Origin of the sequence: Micromonospora globbae, assembly GCF_003610785.1 — a bacterium.
GTDB classification, from domain to species: domain Bacteria; phylum Actinomycetota; class Actinomycetes; order Mycobacteriales; family Micromonosporaceae; genus Micromonospora; species Micromonospora globbae.
On record NZ_RAQQ01000006.1, the window covers coordinates 190338 to 206496 of the forward strand.

At 71.8% G+C, this 16159-nt stretch carries 14 protein-coding genes and 1 tRNA gene; 4 read left to right on the forward strand and 11 right to left on the reverse strand.

The window, feature by feature from the left end:
• Positions 1-52 precede the first annotated feature (52 nt).
• From pknB to D7I43_RS10575, 7 genes are read right to left on the reverse strand one after another with little or no spacing between them, the layout of a single operon-like run.
• A complete protein-coding gene (gene pknB, locus D7I43_RS10545; protein WP_120328246.1) occupies positions 53-1870 on the reverse strand; it encodes a Stk1 family PASTA domain-containing Ser/Thr kinase in 1818 nt (605 codons plus the stop codon).
• Complete coding sequence (locus D7I43_RS10550) at positions 1867-3306, reverse strand: serine/threonine-protein kinase (protein WP_120328247.1); 1440 nt, start codon at positions 3304-3306, stop codon at positions 1867-1869. The genes pknB and D7I43_RS10550 overlap by 4 nt, the downstream gene beginning before the upstream one ends.
• Position 3307: 1 nt before the next feature.
• A complete protein-coding gene (locus D7I43_RS10555; RefSeq protein WP_120328248.1) occupies positions 3308-4813 on the reverse strand; it encodes a peptidoglycan D,D-transpeptidase FtsI family protein in 1506 nt (501 codons plus the stop codon).
• Positions 4810-6303 carry an FtsW/RodA/SpoVE family cell cycle protein gene (locus tag D7I43_RS10560; protein WP_120328249.1) on the reverse strand — a complete coding sequence of 498 codons (1494 nt, stop codon included), beginning with the start codon at positions 6301-6303 and terminating at the stop codon, positions 4810-4812. The genes D7I43_RS10555 and D7I43_RS10560 overlap by 4 nt, the downstream gene beginning before the upstream one ends.
• Positions 6304-6331: 28 nt before the next feature.
• Positions 6332-7804: a protein phosphatase 2C domain-containing protein gene (locus D7I43_RS10565; protein WP_120328250.1), complete on the reverse strand. Its 1473-nt coding sequence runs from the start codon at positions 7802-7804 to the stop codon at positions 6332-6334.
• Complete coding sequence (locus D7I43_RS10570) at positions 7801-8286, reverse strand: FHA domain-containing protein FhaB/FipA (protein ID WP_120328251.1); 486 nt, start codon at positions 8284-8286, stop codon at positions 7801-7803. Before D7I43_RS10570 ends, D7I43_RS10565 begins: the two co-directional genes overlap by 4 nt.
• Positions 8287-8292: 6 nt before the next feature.
• Positions 8293-9081, reverse strand: a complete 789-nt coding sequence (locus D7I43_RS10575) for an FhaA domain-containing protein (RefSeq protein ID WP_120328252.1) — start codon at positions 9079-9081, stop codon at positions 8293-8295.
• A gap of 207 nt (positions 9082-9288) precedes the next feature.
• Between D7I43_RS10575 and D7I43_RS10580 the strand changes: the two genes are divergently transcribed.
• The 3 genes from D7I43_RS10580 to D7I43_RS10590 all read left to right on the forward strand — a co-directional run bounded on the left by D7I43_RS10580 (position 9289) and on the right by D7I43_RS10590 (position 11357).
• Positions 9289-9374: transfer RNA gene (locus tag D7I43_RS10580), tRNA-Leu, on the forward strand.
• A 64-nt stretch (positions 9375-9438) separates the two neighbouring features.
• Positions 9439-10554: an NAD-dependent epimerase/dehydratase family protein gene (locus tag D7I43_RS10585; protein WP_192902117.1), complete on the forward strand. Its 1116-nt coding sequence runs from the start codon at positions 9439-9441 to the stop codon at positions 10552-10554.
• The gene (locus D7I43_RS10590; protein WP_120328382.1) at positions 10551-11357 is read left to right on the forward strand and encodes a WecB/TagA/CpsF family glycosyltransferase; all 807 of its coding nucleotides are present in this window, start codon (positions 10551-10553) and stop codon (positions 11355-11357) included. The genes D7I43_RS10585 and D7I43_RS10590 overlap by 4 nt, the downstream gene beginning before the upstream one ends.
• A 51-nt stretch (positions 11358-11408) precedes the next feature.
• Here the strand turns inward: D7I43_RS10590 and D7I43_RS10595 are convergent, their stop codons facing one another.
• A complete protein-coding gene (locus D7I43_RS10595) occupies positions 11409-13283 on the reverse strand; it encodes a S8 family peptidase (protein WP_120328254.1) in 1875 nt (624 codons plus the stop codon).
• A 210-nt stretch (positions 13284-13493) separates the two neighbouring features.
• Here D7I43_RS10595 and D7I43_RS10600 point away from each other — a divergent pair, with 210 nt between their 5' ends.
• The gene (locus tag D7I43_RS10600) at positions 13494-14093 is read left to right on the forward strand and encodes a hypothetical protein (RefSeq protein WP_120328255.1); all 600 of its coding nucleotides are present in this window, start codon (positions 13494-13496) and stop codon (positions 14091-14093) included.
• Here D7I43_RS10600 and D7I43_RS10605 read toward each other — a convergent pair.
• The 3 genes from D7I43_RS10605 to D7I43_RS10615 all read right to left on the reverse strand — a co-directional run bounded on the left by D7I43_RS10605 (position 14061) and on the right by D7I43_RS10615 (position 15783).
• Positions 14061-14459, reverse strand: a complete 399-nt coding sequence (locus D7I43_RS10605; protein WP_120328256.1) for a hypothetical protein — start codon at positions 14457-14459, stop codon at positions 14061-14063. The two genes, D7I43_RS10600 and D7I43_RS10605, sit on opposite strands and share 33 nt — an antisense overlap.
• Before the next feature lie 251 nt (positions 14460-14710).
• Entirely contained in the window at positions 14711-14932 is a 222-nt protein-coding gene (locus tag D7I43_RS10610) for a DUF397 domain-containing protein (RefSeq protein ID WP_120328257.1), read from the reverse strand.
• Complete coding sequence (locus D7I43_RS10615; RefSeq protein ID WP_120328258.1) at positions 14902-15783, reverse strand: helix-turn-helix domain-containing protein; 882 nt, start codon at positions 15781-15783, stop codon at positions 14902-14904. Before D7I43_RS10615 ends, D7I43_RS10610 begins: the two co-directional genes overlap by 31 nt.
• Between the last annotated feature and the right edge of the window lie 376 nt (positions 15784-16159).

Here is a 16159-nt window from a genome sequence, read left to right on the forward strand (position 1 = left end):
CGCACGCTTCCCCGGACCGCGTCGCTTCTCTGCGTACCGGTGCCGGCGATGCTCAGTCCCTGCCGGAGAGGTCCGCCGGTGGAGGGATCACCGGGAGGCCACCGCCACCACCCGTGGGGGGTCCGTTCGGCGTCTCCGTCGGCGTCGGCGTGGGAGAGCTGCTCGTCGGCGGCGTCTCCGGTTCGGGCACGGACACGACGATCGTGATTTTGGTTCCGCGAGGCTGCTTGCCCTTCGGGCTCTGCTTGAGGACCTTGCCGGCCTCCTCGGCCGGCACCTCGTCGCCGAGGTCGACGTCGACCCGGAAGCCCGCGTTCTGCAGCGTCCTGACGGCTTCCTCCCGGCCGAGGCCCTCCACGTTGGGGACCTCGCGGATGTTGCCGCGCGACACCTCGAGGGTCACCTTCGTCCCTTCGGGCACCTTCTGGCCCTCGGCCGGTGACACCTTGACGACGATGCCCTCGCGCTCCTCGCTGTCGACCTCCTTGACGTCGACGGTGAGGTTCGCCTCGCGGAGCCGTGCGGTCGCGCTGTCGACCTTGCTGCCCTCGAGCCCGGTCGGGATGGCGACCTCCGGCTTGCCGCCGCAGATGCGGACGATTACGGTGCGCTCCCGCTCCAACTGGGTGCCGGCCGTCGGGTCCTGGCTGGCCACCGTGTTCGGCGTGCAGTCGGAACTGAGGACCGGATCACCCGACTGGGGTGCCAGACCCGCCTGCTGGATCTTCGTGAACGCCTCCTGCTGGGTCAGACCGGTGACGGTGGGCACGGCGACCCGCTGGGGCTTGTCCTGCTCGTTCCAGAGCAGCGCGGCGACCAGGGCGATCACCGCGAGCACACCGACGGCGGCGAACGTGGCGATCAGCCAGGACGAGGCGCGACGGCGGCGCGGGTCACCGACCCGGGCCGGGATCTGCCCGGTCGGCGGGGCGGCCGCGCCGCCCGCCCGGTAGCCGGGAGCGGCCGCCGCCGGAGCCATCGGCATGGTCTCCTGCTCGCGCATCACCGGGGTCGCCAGCACGGGCCGGCCGGCGGCGGCCCGCAGCAGGTCGGCACGCATCTCGGCGGCGCTCTGGTAGCGGTTGAGCGGGTTCTTCGACAGCGCCTTCAGGACGATCGCGTCGACCGCCGGGTTCACGTCCGGGTTGATGTCGCTCGGCGTGGGCGGCGCCTCCCGTACGTGCTGGTAGGCGACGCTCACCGGGCTGTCCCCGACGAACGGCGGGTGGCCGCAGAGCAGTTCGAAGAGCACGCAGCCGGCCGCGTAGACGTCGGAACGGGCGTCGACCGCCTCGCCCCGGGCCTGCTCGGGCGACAGGTACTGTGCCGTGCCGATCACGGCGCTGGTCTGCGTCATGGTGGTGGCGCCGCTGGCCAGGGCCCGCGCGATGCCGAAGTCCATCACCTTGACCTGGCCGGTCTGGGTGAGCATGACGTTTCCGGGCTTGATGTCCCGGTGGATGATGCCGTGCCGGTGGCTGAACTCCAGGGCCGCGCACACGTCGGCGCAGATCTCCAGCGCCCGTCGCGGCTGGATCCGCCCCTCGGCGGCCAGCACCTCCTTGAGGGTCCGCCCGTTCACGAACTCCATGACGATGAACGGCAGGGTCTCGCCGGTCGGCGCGGTCTCCTCGCCGGTGTCGTACACGGCCACGATCGCCGGGTGGTTGAGCGAGGCGGCGTTCTGCGCCTCCCGGCGGAACCGCATCTGGAAGGTGGCGTCCCGGGCGAGGTCCGTGCGGAGCATCTTGATCGCGACGTCCCGACCGAGCCGCAGGTCGCGACCGCGGTGCACCTCGGCCATACCGCCGTAGCCGAGCAGCTCGCCGACCTGGTACCTGCCTCCGAGCAGGCGGGCCTGGGCTGTCATCGCGTCTGTCGTCCTTCGCTCGTCGTCGTCTCGCCGCTCGCCGGCCGGAGCCCCTCACTGTGACGGTACGACGTACCGGTCAGATCGTCGCGTCCGTCGAACCGTAGCGCGCCGGACACCACGGCCCGCGGGCCGAGCCCCGCGGACTCGGCCTGCCCGCTCTTTCGCAGCTTGTAGGAAATCACGCCGGAGCAGAGCAGGACCAGTACGGCAAGGAGAACGGCCACGAGCACCATGCCGGGGCGGGTCCGCCCCGGTGCGGGCGACACCGCGGCGCCGGGCTGCCCCACGTACGCCGGCGGCTGGTCCTGACGGATCGGTGCCGGTGGCACCGGGGCGGCGCCACGCGGGTAGCTGGCCGCGGCCATGGGTGGCCGGGGCTGCCCGGCCGCCGGGGCGACCACGGTCGGTCGCGGCGGCGGGGCGGACGCCGCGATGCCGGGGCGGGCCGCCGCGGCGGGCGGGCGCGCCGGCGAGGCGACGGTCGGGGGTCGCTGCGGTGCCGGGACCGGGCGCGACTGCTGTGGAGCCGGCACCTGGGCCCGTCCGGGCGCGGCGGCCGGTGACGCGGGCGCGCCGGAGATCGGTCGGGTCTGGCCGGCGGCCCGGGCCTGCTGGGACAGCGCCACCTTCAGCTGGCGCGCCACGCTGGCCAGCGCGGCGGCGCTCGGCCAGCGGGCCGCCGGATCCTTCGCCATCGCCCGCTCCACCACCGCCCGGACCTGCGGCGGGATGTCCGCCGGCAGCGGCCGGGGGGTTTCCTGGACGTGCTTCATGGCGATTTCGAGGGGGTTGTCCCCCTCGAACGGGCGGCGGCCGGCGAGGCACTGGTACGCGACGACCCCGAGCGCGTAGACGTCGGACGCGGGCGTCGCGACCTGCCCCATGGCCTGTTCGGGAGAGATGTACGACGCCGTGCCGAGCACCGAGCCGGCCGCCGTGAGCTGCCCCACCAGGTCGGATCGGGCGATCCCGAAGTCGGTCAGCACGAGCGTGCCGTTCGGCCGGACGAGCAGGTTGCCCGGCTTCACGTCGCGGTGCACGATGCCCTTCTCGTGCGCGGCGTGCAGGGCGTCGGCGGCCTGCGCGACGAGCGCCATCGTACGGGCCGGGGTGAGCCGCCCGACCCGGTTCAACGTCGCCGAGAGGGGGTCGCCCTCGACGTACTCCATGACGAGGAAGGCGATCTGCTGATCGTTGCCGAAGTCGTAGACGTCCACCACACCGGGGTGGTTGATGGTGGCCATCGTCCGCGCCTCGCCGCGGAACCGCTCGGCGAAGCCCGGCTCGTCCAGCAGCGCGGGGAGCAGGCTCTTCACGGCGACCGTCCGGCCGAGCACCTGGTCGGTGCCGCGCCAGACGTCACCCATCCCACCGCTGGCGATCCGCTCGTCCAGGCGGTAGCGGTTGCCGAGCTGGACCCCGGGACTGAGCATGTCAGCGGCTCCCGGGGTCGGCGATGACGGCCCGCATGATGCGGCCGGCGATCTTGGCGGCCTCGGCGCTGCCCCCGGAGCCCGCCTGCTCCAGCTCGACGCAGACGGCGGAGATCGGCGTGCCGTTCTTGTCGAGGGCGAAGCCGATGAACCAGCCGTGGTCGGGCCGGTCCGGCGCGGACTGGGCGGTGCCCGTCTTGCCGCCGACCGTGTACCCGTTGATCTGCGCATTCCGGCCGGTGCCGTTCTCCACGACGCTGACCATCATGTCCCGGAGGTCGCTCGCGACCTGACCGCTGATCGGCTGGCGCAGCTCGCGCGCCTTCGCCGTGTAGTAGCTCGTCGTGCGGTCCGGAGCGAGCAGCTGCCGCACCAGGTACGGCCGCATCTGGCTGCCGCCGTTGGCGACCGAGGCGGCGATCAGCGCACCCTGCAACGGGGTCATCCGCACGTCCCGCTGCCCGATCGACGACTGGGCCAGCGCCGCCGGGTCGTCCCCGCCATCGGCGTTCTGCATGGTGCCGGTGTGGCTGGCCGCCACGGGCAGCCCGTCCTCGCCGAGCTGCCCGACGGTCAGGTCGTCCTGCTCGAAACCGAACTGCCGGGCCTTCTCCTTGATCGCGTCGGCGCCAAGCCGGACGCCGAGCTTCGCGAAGCCGGTGTTGCAGGACTCGGTGACGGCCTCCATGAGCGTGACCTGCGCCTCCGGGCAGATGCTCGCCGCCGCGTTGCGGATGGGCGTGCCCGAGGTCGGCGGGGTGTAGCTGGAGCCGGCCGGGATCGCGGTGTCCTTGGTGATGCCGTTCTCCAGGGCCGCCGCGGCCACCACGACCTTGAAGGTGGAGCCGGGCGGCAGCGTCTCCGTCAGCGCCCGGTTCTTCAACGGGCCGTTCGCGTCCTGCTCCAGCTCGTTGTACGCCGCCTGGGCCTTCTTCGAGTCGTGGCTGACCAGCGGGTTCGGGTCGAAGCTGGGCATGGAGACGAGCGCCTGCAGCGCGCCGGTACGCGGGTCGATGGCGACCGCCGCTCCCCGCTTCACGCCCAGGTCGTTGTTCCGCAGCCCGTCGTACGCCGCGTCCTGGGCCTTGTTCGACAGCGTGAGCAGCACGTTGCCGCCGCCGGTCTGGTCACCGGTGAACATGTCCTTGATCCGGTCACCGATCAGCTGGTCGCTGGTGCCGGCCAGGAAGTCGTTCTCGATCCGCTCGATGCCGGTGGCCGCGAGGTTGACCGGCTTGTAGCCGAGGACGTGCGCGTACTTCGCCCCGTCCGGGTACGTGCGCAGGTACTTCAGCTCGCCGGTGGTCTCCTTGCTGGTGGCCAGGGCCCGCCCGCCGGCCTCGATGTTGCCGCGCTTGCGCTCGTACTCGGCCACCTGGACGCGGCCGTTGTAGTCGCTGTTGCGGTACTCGTCGGCCTTGTAGGCCTGGATCCAGTTCAGGTTCGCGAAGAGCAACCCGAAGAGGATCATGACGACGACGCCGACACGGCGCAGCGGTGCGTTCACGGCCTGATCACCTCCGTGGGGGCACCGTGCAGCTGCTCGGGCGGGCCGGCGGAGGGCCGGGCGGCCTTGCCGCCGCCCGCCGTCACCGGACGGCGCGCGCCGTCGGAGACCCGGAGCAGGACGGCGATGAGCAACCAGTTGGCCATCAGCGACGAGCCACCGGCGGAGAGGAACGGGGTGGTCTGGCCGGTCAGCGGGATGAGCTTGCTGATCCCGCCGACGATCACGAAGACCTGGAGCCCGAGGGTGAACGCCAGACCACCGGCCAGCAGCTTGCCGAACGAGTCGCGGACCGCCAGCGCCGCCCGGAGCCCGCGCTCGACGATGAGCAGGTAGACGACCAGCAGCGCGGAGAGGCCGAACAGCCCGATCTCCTCGCCGATGCCCGCGAAGATGAAGTCGTTGCGCACCTCGGGGAGCAGACCCGGCTGGCCGCCGCCCGGGCCGGCCCCGAACAGGCCGCCGGTGCCGAGCGCGAGTAGCCCCTGCACCAGCTGGTAGCCCTTGTCGTGGGGGTCGGCGAAGGGGTCCAGCCAGATCTCGGCGCGGAGGTAGAAGTTCGCGAACGGCCCGCCGACCGTGGAGCCGAGGAAGTAGGCGAGGTACGCGCCGCCGAAGAACAGCACGAGACCGATGAGCAGCCAACTGACCCGCTCGGTGGCGATGTAGAGCGTCACCACGAACATGCCGAAGTACAGCAGCGAGGTGCCCAGGTCCTTCTCGAAGATCAGGACCAGGAGGCTGATCAACCAGACGACGACCACCGGGCCGAGGTCGCGGCCCCGGGGGAAGTCGATGCCGAGGAACCGCCGGCTGGCCAGCGAGAGCACCTCGCGCTTGCGGACCAGGTAGTAGGCGAAGAAGACCAGCAGGGCCAGCTTGGCGAACTCACCGGGCTGGATCGAGAAGCTCTCGCCGAACTTGATCCACAGCTTGGCGCCGTTGATCTCGGAGAACCGGCCCGGCAGCACCGCCGGGATCATCACCAGCACGATGCCGGCGAGACCCAGGGTGTACGCGTACCGGGAGACGGACCGGTGGTCGCGCATGATCACCAGCAGTGCGGCCGCGAGGATCACGGACACCAGCGTCCAGGCGAGCTGGCGACCTCCCTGACCGGCGAAGACGGCCAGCGTCTCCCGCTCGGGCGGGAGCGCCTCGCCGAGGTCGATCCGGCGCAGGAACCCCACACCCAGGCCGTTGAGCAGCGCCACCGCCGGCAGCAGCGCCGGGTCGGCGAACGGGGCGAGGAAGCGGATGACCAGGTGCAGGCCGAGGAAGACCGCGCCGAGCGCGGCGGCGGGCACCCAGAAGTCCGGGGTGACCGTGTCGAGCATGTTCGCCTCGACGGTCGCCCCGTACGCGGCCACCAGCACCATGGCGAGCAGCAGCAGGGACAGCTCGGCGTTGCGCCGGGACCGGGCCAGGCGTACGCCCGGCTGCTCGCCCGTGGTGGCGGGCGAGGCTGCCGGTGTGGCCGCTGCGGTCACAAACTGGTCCTCTGGGTCGGGCCGGTGCTCACTCGGGCGACCGGCAGTTGGCCGGGTCGAGCACCGGCGGAACCGTGTCGGAGGGCGTGGCGTCGGGGCTGGTGGGCGCCGTCCCGGCCACGGCGCTGCCGATGGCGCTCGGGCTGGAGCTGACGGCGGCGCTCGGGCTGCCCGTCGGCGTGCCGGCGGCGGCGCTGCCGCTCGGGGTGGGCGAGGCCAGGGCGGACGTGGGGGCGGGGCTCGGCGAGCCGGTCGTCGCGGGCAGGCTCGGCGGGCAGAGGGGCTTCAGGTTCGGGTTCGTCGGGCTGTCGCTGGTCAGCTCCGCCAGCCGGCGCTCGGCGTCCGGCTCGCTCTTGGCCGGGATGCCCTGCTTGACCTGCTCCTGCGCGGCCAGGGTCAGGTCGTTCAGGTCCGCGGGGCTCCGGGAGTGCACGGTGGAGAGGTCCAGGCCGGCGATCTGACCCTGTATCCCGCGGAACACGGCCACCTGGCCGTCCTCGGTGGCGCCGACGTAGTACTGCCGCTGGGTGTAGCTCCACCCCGCGAAGAGCCCGCCGCCGAGGATCACCAGCAGCGCGAGCGTCATGGCGGCGGCGCGCACCGGGCGGTGCCGGCGCCGCTCCGGCTCGTCGTCGTCGCCGGCCGGCTCCTCCTCGGGAGTGGCGGACCGGGGGGCGGAGAGCGCGGACGCGCGGGCGGCCGGGGTGGAGGTGTCCGCCGAGGTGGCCATGCCACGGTCACGCGCGGCGGCCCCTCCGACGATCGGCGTCGCCTCGACGATGTCCTCGTCGGTGGCGTCGGCGATGATGACGGTGATGTTGTCCGGGCCTCCGCCGCGGAGCGCGAGCTGGACGAGCCGCTCGACGCACTGCTGCGGGTCGGCGTACTCCCGCATGGTCTCGGCGATCGTGTCGGCGCTCACCACACCGGAGAGCCCGTCGCTGCAGATCAGGTAGCGGTCGCCGGGCAGCACCTGGCGCACCGAGTACTCCGGGTCGATGTCCCGGCCGTCGAGCGCGCGGGTCAGCAGCGACCGCTGCGGGTGGCTGCTCGCCTCCTCGGCGCTGATCCGGCCCTCGTCGACGAGCATCTGGACGTAGGTGTCGTCCTTGGTGATCTGCGTGAACTCGCCGTTGCGCAGCAGGTACGCCCGCGAGTCGCCGATGTGCACCATGCCGAGCTTGCTGCCCGAGAAGAGGGTCGCGGTCAGCGTGGTGCCCATGCCCTCCAGCTGGGGGTTCGCGTCCACGGTGTCGCGGAGCTGCTGGTTGGCGGCGCCCACGGCCGAGCGCAGCGCGTCGACGAGGGCGTCACCCGGGACGTCCTCGTCCAGTGGCGCCATGGCACCGATGACGATGTTGCTGGCGACGTCACCGGCGGCCATGCCGCCCATGCCGTCGGCGACCGCGAGTAGCCGCGGCCCGGCGTAGACGGAGTCCTGGTTACCGTCTCGGATCAGACCGCGGTCGCTGTGGGCCGCGTAGCGCAGGGTCAGAGTCATGGCCGTAATTCGAGGGAAGTGCGGCCGATCCGGATCGGCACGCCGAGGGGGACGGGGGTTGGTCCGGTGACCTTAGCGCGATCCAGATAGGTGCCGTTAGTCGAACCGAGGTCCTCGACGAACCACTGCCCGTCACGCGGCACGAGGCGGGCGTGCCGCGCCGACGCGTAGTCGTCGGTGATGACGAGGGTGGAGTCCTCCGCGCGACCGATGGTGATCTGTGCCTCACCGAGCGTGATCCGGGTGCCGGCCAGTTGACCGGCGGTCACCACCAGTTGGTGCGCCGCCCTGCCCCGCTTGACCTTGGCCGGCTTCGCCGCCGGCCCGGTCGCGGCGCCGAGGGTCCGGGGTGCGGCGACCAGCCGGCCCGACCGGGCACCCGCGAACAGGTCCCGACGGATGACGCCGACCACCGTGAACACGAAGATCCACAGCAGGATCAGGAACCCGAACCGGGCGACGGTGATGACGAGTTCCGGCAAGGCGGATCAGCCGTCCACGCGGAAGGTCAGGGTGGTGGTCCCGAGCTGGATCATGTCGCCCGGGTTGAGGGCGACCGCGGAGACCCGCTGGCCGTTGACCATCGTGCCGTTGGTCGAGCCGAGGTCGGTCAGCACGACCTGACCGCCGTCGAAGTCCAGCCGGGCGTGTCGCCGGGAGATGCCGACGTCCGGCAGCCGGAGGTTCGCCTGGTCACCCCGGCCGATGACGGTCGAACCCATCTGCAGCGGGTAGGTGCGCCCGTCGCCGGAGACCAGCCGCACGTTGCGCGCGCCGCCGTGGCCGGGCGGAGGGCCGTAGCCGCCACCCTGGTCGTACGCCGGGTAGGCGGGCGGGCCGGCGTCGTAGCCGGGGCCCGGGACCGGGGCGACGTCGCCGCCGGTGTAGACCTCGGCGGTCACCCGGAACATGCCGGTGTCCAGGCCCTCGCCACGCTCGATCTCGACGATCACGTCGCCGTAGACCGTCCAGGCCTGCTCGCCGATGAACTCCGCCTGCGACTGGGCCAGCTCCTGGGCCAGCGCGGCGGCGTAGGGCGCCAGCCGACTGTGGTCGTACGGCGAGAGATCGATCACGTAGCGGTTGGGCACCAGAGTGCGTCCACCGGCCAGGATGGCCTTGTGCGCCTCTGCCTCCCGCTGCATGGCGTTGAGGATCTCCACGGGGTGGACCACCCCTTTGAAGACCTTGGCGAAGGCCCCCTCGACCAGGCCTTCCAGACGCTTCTCGAAGCGTTGCAGCACGCTCACCGGCTCCTCCTCGGGTCCCGAGGACATGATGGTATCCGGCCGGCGCGCGCGCAGCTCACACGCCGCTCGGCCGCCTGCTCCCGGCCCGTTCGGACGGGCCGCTGTCGTCGTGCTACTCTTTCGTCCGCCACGAACGGTAACCGCTCGTGGCGATGACCGGGACAGCGTAATATGTGCCGGGCCCCGCCGCAGACGGCGAGGTCGACACGGATTACAGTGATCTGGTCGTGCCACGGGGAAGTGGCGGAATGGCAGACGCGCACGGTTCAGGTCCGTGTGCCCGAAAGGGCGTGGGGGTTCAACTCCCCCCTTCCCCACCACCAGACGAGGGCTCCGCGGAAGCGGGGCCCTCGCTGCGTACCGGGGCATGTCGCCCGTCACGCTATGCTCCGATGGTTTCTGCCTCCCATAAACCAGGAGTGGCGTGTGAGTGTCGCGTTGGTGACCGGATCGGGCGGTCTGATCGGCTCCGAGGCGGTGCGGCACTTCGCCGGCCTCGGCCTCGACGTGGTCGGCATCGACAACGACATGCGGCAGCGGTTCTTCGGGGCGGAGGCGTCGACCGCGTGGAACGTCCAGCGCCTCGTCACGGAGCTGGGGTCGTCCTACACACACCACACCATCGACATCCGGGACCGCGACGCCCTGGCGGCGGTCTTCCGCCGGTACGGCTCGGACATCGCCGTGGTGATCCACACCGCGGCCCAGCCGTCGCACGACTGGGCCGTCCGTGACCCGTACACCGACTTCGACGTCAACGCCGGCGGCACGCTCAACGTCCTCCAGAACGTCCGCGAGCACTGCATCGAGGCGCCGGTCATCCACTGCTCGACCAACAAGGTCTACGGCGACCGGCCCAACAGCCTCCCCTTCGTGGAACTGGAGACCCGCTGGGAGATCGAGCCGGGGCACCCGTACGAGCAGGGCATCCGCGAGGACATGTCGATCGACTCCAGCCTGCACTCGATCTTCGGGGCCTCGAAGGTCGCGGCGGACGTGATGGTCCAGGAGTACGGCCGCTACTTCGGCATGCGTACGGCCTGCTTCCGGGGCGGCACGCTCACCGGGCCGGCCCACTCGGCCACCGAACTGCACGGCTTCCTCGGCTACGTCATGCGGGCCAACATGGAGCGCCGCAAGTACCGGATCTACGGGTACCAGGGCAAGCAGGTCCGGGACGCCATCCACAGCTCCGACGTGGTGGCCGCGTTCGAGGCGTTCTTCCGCAACCCGCGCCCGGCCGCGGTCTACAACCTGGGCGGCGGGCGGCACTCCAACATCTCCATGCGGGAGGCGTTCGCCGAGGCCGAGCGGATCACCGGCCACGAGATGATCTCGGAGTACGTCGAGGAGAACCGGGTCGGTGACCACAAGTGGTGGATCGGGTCGAACGAGGCGTTCCAGGCCGACTACCCGGAGTGGAAGCAGATCTACGACGTACCCATGATCATGCGCGAGATCTACGAGGCCAACGTGGAGAAGTGGGTGCCGGCGGCATGAGCCCGCAGCGCAAACGGAACGTGCTCGGCGTCCTGGTCGACGCCACCACGTACGCCGAGGCGACCGAGCAGGTGGTGGCGGCCGCCCAGGAGCGCCGCCCGCTGGCGCTGACCGCGCTGGCCGTGCACGGGGTGATGACCGGCGTGCTCGACCCGGCGCACAACGCCCGGCTCAACGCGTTCGACGTGGTGACGCCCGACGGGCAGCCGGTCCGGTGGGCACTCAACCTGCTGCACCACGCCGGCCTCACCGACCGGGTGTACGGCCCCACGCTGACCCTGCACGTGCTCTCCCGCTGTGCGGACGAGGGCCTGCCGGTCTACCTGTACGGCTCGACCGAGCAGACGCTGGCGCGGCTGATCCCGGCGCTGGAACGGATGTTCCCGGCGCTCAAGATCGCCGGTGTGGAGCCGTCGAAGTTCCGCCCCGTGCAGCCGGGCGAGGACGCCGAGATCGCCGACCGCATCCGTTCCAGCGGCGCCCGGCTCGTGCTGGTCGGGCTCGGCTGCCCCCGCCAGGAGGTCTTCGCGTACGCCATGCGGCCGCTGCTCGACATGCCGCTGATGGCCGTCGGCGCGGCCTTCGACTACCACGCCGGGCTGCTCCGTAAGCCCCCGGCGTGGATGCAGCGGGCCGGCCTCGAGTGGTTCTGGCGTCTCGGCCTGGAGCCCAGGCGGCTCTGGCGCCGGTACGTGATCCTCAACCCGGCCTTCCTGAGCCGGCTGCTCGCGCAGAAGGTGGGGCTCTGGAAGGCGACCCCGCCGGCGCCGGCCACCGAGCGCCCCGCGACCTTCGCGGTCTGACGCACGTGCGAGGGCCCCTCCCGACCGGGAGGGGCCCTCGTCCGTCGCTGGTCAGAGGGTCAGGGTCCAGGTGTTGATGTAGCCGCTGTCACCCGAGTAGACGTCGCGCACCCGCAGCTGCCAGGTGCCGTTCGCCGCCTCGCTCGACAGGTTGGCCGTGTAGGTCGTGTTCACGTTGTCGGCGCCGTCGAAGATGCTGCTGTTCTTCAGGCGGTACGACGAACCGTCCGGGGCCACCAGGTCGATGACCAGGTCGCCGCGGTAGGTGTGCACGATGTTCACGGCGATCTGGGAACTCGCCGACGCGTTGCGGCCGCACCCGGAGATCACGATGGGGCTGGACACGGTGGCGCCGGTGTCCGGGATCGCCACGTCGGTGCCGTTCGTGCCGGAGCAGCCGCCCCCGGTTCCGGTCACGGTCAGCGTGTACGTGGCCGTACGGCTGCCGGCCGTGCCCGTGCCGGTCACGGTGACCGTGTAGGTGCCGGGCGGCGTGCTCGCCGAGGTGGCGATCGTGAGGGTGGACGAGCCGCCCGAGGTCACCGTCGACGGGCTGAACGACGCCGTGGCCCCGCTCGGCAGCCCGCTCGCGGAGAGGCTGACCGACTGGGCGGAGCCGCTCGTGGTGGCCGTGCCGACGGTCGCCGTCACGGACCCGCCCGGCGCGGTGGAGCCCGAGGTGGGCGACACCGAGACGGAGAAGTCGTTGGTCGGCGGCGGGGTGTCCCCGTTCACGACGTAGAGCAGCCGGTTCGGGGTGCCGGTGCCCACGTTGCTCACCACGTTCGGCGTCGCGTTGTCGACGAGGTTGTCGCGCACCTGCTGCGGAGTCCACGTCGGGTTGGCCGACAGGACGAGGGCCGCGGCACCGGCGACGTGCGGCGAGGCCATGGAGGTGCCGCTGATGGTGTTCGTCGCCGTGTTGCTCGTGTACCAGGCGGAGGTGATGTCCACGCCCGGCGCCAGGATGTCGACGCAGGTGCCGTAGTTGGAGAAGCTCGCGGCGGCGTCGTTGCTCTGGGTCGCGCCCACGGTGATCGCCGGGCCCACCCGGGCGGGCGAGTAGTTGCAGGCGTTCTGCCGGTTGCCGAAGATGTCGCCGTTGCCGGCCGCGACCGCGTACGTGATGCCGGAGTTGATCGAGTTGGTGACCGCCGTGTCGATGGCGCTGTTGGCCGAGCCGCCGAGGCTCATGTTCGCCACCGCCGGCTTGACGGCGTTCGCGGTCACCCAGTCGATGCCGGCCACCACCTGGGCGTTGGTGCCGCTGCCCTGGCAGTTGAGCACCCGGACGCCGACGAGCTGCACGCCCTTGGCCACCCCGTACGCCGAGCCGCCCACCGTGCCGGCGACGTGCGTGCCGTGGCCGTTGCAGTCGTCGGCGGAGCCGCCGTCGATCGCGTCGTAGCCGGACACGGCCCGGCCGCCGAAGTCGTTGTGCGTGAACCGGATGCCGGTGTCGATGATGTAGGCGCGCACGTTCGACGCCGTGTTCGGGTAGGTGTAGGAGCTGTTCAGCGGCAGGTTCCGCTGGTCGATGCGGTCGAGGCCCCACGACGGCGGGTTGGTCTGGGTGCCGGCGATCGAGACGGTGTGGTTCTGCTCGACGTACGCCACGGCGGGGTCCGCGGCGATCCGCGCGGCGGCCTTCGCGTCCACGCGGACCTCGAAGCCGCGCAGCGCCGCGCCGTAGGTGCGGGCCACCGAGCCGCCGTGCCGGCCGACCAGGCGGCGGGCGTTGTCGGCGACCGTGTTCCGGCTGACTGCCGTGTCCTTGAAGACGACGATGTAGCTGTCGGCCACCGCGGTGTCCCCACCCGCCGCCCGGATCACCCCGGTCGGTTCGGCGGCCAGCGCGGGTGTGGCGGCGGCCAGCATGGTCAGCGTGGCCACCCCGACGAGCACGGACCTGTGGGCAAGAGCCATCTCTACCTCCCTCCGACCGGCAGCCGCCCGACACGGGTCGCGCTCGGATCGACGGCTACCGATCAGCAGAGAGTAGATCGGCATGGTGACGCAGAGAAACATGTCGAATCTTTCATAACGCGACAGGATGCCCCTACGGGGACCGCGTCCGGGACGAACGGGGGACGCGCCCGGATTCGCCGCCCGCCCTGGCGGGCAAGACTGTCCCACATGGAGAGCCATCTCGCCGTCCTGCTGCCGATCACCGCGGTGTGGCTGGCCGCCGGCCTCGTCGCGGACGGGCTGCCGCGGCTGGACCACGCCGGTGTCCTGCGCCAGCGCGCCGGGTGGCTCCTCGCCCTGACCCTCGCCGGTCTCGCGTCGACCGCGGCCGTGCTGGTCGCCGGCCTCATGAGCCCCGGACGCACGCCGATCGACCGGGCCGCCGGCACCCTCGACGCCGTGGCCCTCGCGGCGCTCGTGGTCGCCGCCTGCACCGTACGCCGGGTGCACCGGCTGCGAGCCGGCGCCGGCGCGTTCGCCACGGCGCCCGGTACGCCCGCGCCGCACGGTCTGCGGGCCGCCGCGGCGCACCCGTTGATCGCCCTGCCGTTGCAGGTGACCACTCTGCTGACGGTGCCGGCGCTGGTCGCCGCGAGTGGGAACGACCGACTCGCCGCGCCGGACGTCACCGGCCCGGCGATCACCGTGGGCGCGCTCGCGGTCCTGGCCGTCGGGATCCGGCACGCCCTGCGGCACAACCGGCTCGCCGAGCGGGCCCGCCAGCCGCAACCGCCCTCAGCGCGAGCGGCTCGTCCCCTGCACGTATAGCAGTTCGAGGATGGCGCGGGTCGCCTCGAACCAGCGGTCCAGCCAGCCGGGAGGCGGCACGCTCCCCTTCGGCGGCAGCTCCATGAGCAGTCCCCGCAGCAGCGGGTGGTCGACGAGCGATTCACCGGGCTCCGGGGACCAGCCGGTCGTCGGGAAGGACGGCTCGGTGAGCGGGTTCGGGTCCAGTGACGGCAGGGTGAGCGGGCCGGACTGCTCGGGCGCGGGCGCCTCCCGCCCGGCGACCTCCGCGTCGTTCGAGACCACCTCGGTGAGGACGGTGTCCCTCCGCGCGCCGCGGTACTTGCCGCCGAACCGCTCCGGCTTCCCCGGCCCGTTGGTGAGGTTCTCTGAACCGATCGTCGTCATCCGTCTCGCCTGCCTCGCTCGGTTACCGATCCCCGTGGCCGGTTGTCGACCGGCGTCGTACCGACGGGTACAACGAGGCGGAGCGCATGTGGCGACGGGATTTCCGACGGATCCTCGCCGGCCGGCAGCGCGCGAGCCGCAGGCCGGGCCGGGCGTGGCGTGGCCGGGGCCCGCCCGCGTGTCGCGGGACCGGGGCCGGGCGTGGCGGGGCCCCCGCCCGGGGCTACCGGGTCGGGGGCCCACCGGGTATGTCAGGCCGGACCCAACGCGCCGTCCCGGGTGCCGGCGACGAAGGCCCGCCAGTCAGCCGGGGCGAAGACCAGGGCCGGCCCGGACCGGTCCTTCGAGTCCCGGACGCCGACCGCTCCGGTCACGTACGCCACCTCCACGCAGTTGTCACAGTTCGGCCCGCTCTTCGAGCTCTTGAACCACGTGGCCTGCGTCAGGTCCACGGAGAACCCCTTGGTCGCCATTTCCACAACGGCTCCTCTGCCAGTTTCGCGATGTGTGCGATGGATTCCTCTGGACGAATGGCCGCCGCTCGGATGTGATCGAAGATGAAGCTGTACTTCTGCAGTTCGTCGCTCTTCTCGAGGAAGAGCCCACCCGTGGCGTTCTCCGCGTACACGACATCCGGATCACCGGGCTCGGGGAAGCTGAGGATCGTGAAGGTGCCGTCCATGCCGGCGTGCGCCCCCACCTCGAAGGGCAGGATCTGCAACGTCACGTTCGGCAGTTCGGCGACCTCGACCAGCCGTCGCAGCTGGTTCCGCATCACCTCGTCCCCGCCCACCGGACGGCTCACCACCGCCTCATCGAGCACCACCCACAGATCGACCGGATCATCCTGAGTCAGCAACGACTGTCGACCGAGGCGGACACGGACACGTTGTGCGACCTGGTCCGGCGTGAAGTCCGGCCGGGCGGCACGGATCATCGCGCTCGCGTACTCCTCGGTCTCCAGGAGCCCGGGCACGACCTGCTGTTCGTACGCCCGGATCGAGCTGGCCGCGGCCTCCAGCCCGACGTACGCACCGACCAGCACCGTGCTGTACGGGTGCCACCAGCCCTTCTGGCGAGCCTCCCGGGCGATCTGGACCAGTTCGTCGCTCTCCGCGCCGACCACGCCGTAGATGCGGAGCATGTCCCGCACGTCGCGCGGCGTGGCCGTCGTGTGGCCCGTCTCGATCCGGGAGATCTTCGACGCCGAGCACTCCAGCTGCTCCGCCACCGCCTCGATGGTGATGCCGGCCGCCTCGCGCTGACGCCGCAGTTCCGCGCCGAGGCGCCGGCGCCGGATCGTCGGGCTGCGCCGCTCGCTCACGGCATCACCCGCCGAACCGGTCCACTCCACGCGTGCGGGGATGTCGCCTGGGAATGGTGGCTGCTCGCCCTCACCCGCCTACCTCCGGTCGACGCGTTCGTGCTCGCCGCCCGCCATGACGCGACGCTCGGTGGGCGGACGTTCGCGGCAGGGATGGTGCCGGTCGTCGACCGGCCGCGGCGGGCGAAACCGGCCCTCAGTGTGCCGTCCCGACACCGACGGCTTCAAGCGTCGATTTGCGCGACGCACTCACGTATCGGCAAAAGTCGACGTGCAACTTGCATGAAGGACGCCACTGGTGCACTCTGTCGGTATGACGCGGGTTACTCACCGTCTCCGTCCCGTCCCTGATCGTGATCAACACGGCCGGGGCGGG